1 protein-coding gene and 1 pseudogene are annotated in these 942 nt (G+C 37.8%); both read left to right on the top strand.

What is annotated here, in order from left to right:
* Window positions 1-165: 165 nt before the first annotated feature.
* Window positions 166-333: pseudogene (locus I3255_RS13245) on the top strand (DUF4236 domain-containing protein); the annotation flags it as partial.
* A gap of 177 nt (window positions 334-510) precedes the next feature.
* Entirely contained in the window at window positions 511-669 is a 159-nt protein-coding gene (locus I3255_RS13250; RefSeq protein WP_238039233.1) for an SH3 domain-containing protein, read from the top strand.
* Window positions 670-942 lie beyond the last annotated feature (273 nt).

Here is a 942-nt window from a genome sequence, read left to right on the forward strand (position 1 = left end):
TGAGCGTCAGGCGTGAAAAATTGTTATCAACTTCATGATATATATAGATTATATCAAGTATGATAAAGGTATTTTATGAGTATAAAAATACGCAAAAGTAAAAATGCGTATTAATATACTGTCATGACTCACACAATATTTCTGGTTAGGTAGTCTAGGAAAATCATGGGATTTAAATTTCGTAAACGTATAAAAATTGCACCAGGACTTCATGTCAATATTAGCAAAAGCGGTGTTAGTACCTCTATCGGCAAGCCAGGTGCTACCGTAAATATTGGTAAAAAAGGTGTGAATGCAACAGTCGGAATTCCAGGTTCTGGGCTTTCATATAGTCAGAATTTATCCAAGAGTAATAGTTTTAATGAGAATAATTCACAAACTGAAAAAGGAAGCTCCCACTTCGGTAAGGTCTTAGCCGTTATTATTACATTCTTCTTAGCGGTGAACTTTTTTAGCTCCCCCTCGAAACCTGCTGTATCACTGAGTACGGTAGAGGCCAAAAGTTTACGTGTGCGTGCAGAGGCAACCCTCAACTCAAAGGTTATTAACCAATTAGTAGTTGGTGATAAGGTTGTGGTTTTGAAGACTAATGGTAGTTGGGCACTAGTGGAAGGCAATGGTGTGAAAGGCTGGGTTGCTTCAGAGTACCTATCAAGTCCTAGGTCATAACAATACGCAGCGCTTGGCATTTTCGGTTTATATGTTTACGGCATAATACTTTAAATCGGAGGCAACGTTGCTCACTACTTAATTAAGCATATTTGGGGTAAGATTTGAGTTACGGCTATAGATTAAATGTAGAGCAGTTGATGCTTAAAAATGCTAATGAAAAGTGGCAAAAGGCATTTGATCAATTTGTTTCTGTGAGAGATTCAGTTCCTGAAACGGGTGTTGATTTTTATATTAATGCCCCAGACATGCATGACGACAGCACAATATCAC

The sequence above is a fragment of the Psychrobacter sp. Ps6 genome, assembly GCF_022129235.1.
GTDB lineage: Bacteria > Pseudomonadota > Gammaproteobacteria > Pseudomonadales > Moraxellaceae > Psychrobacter.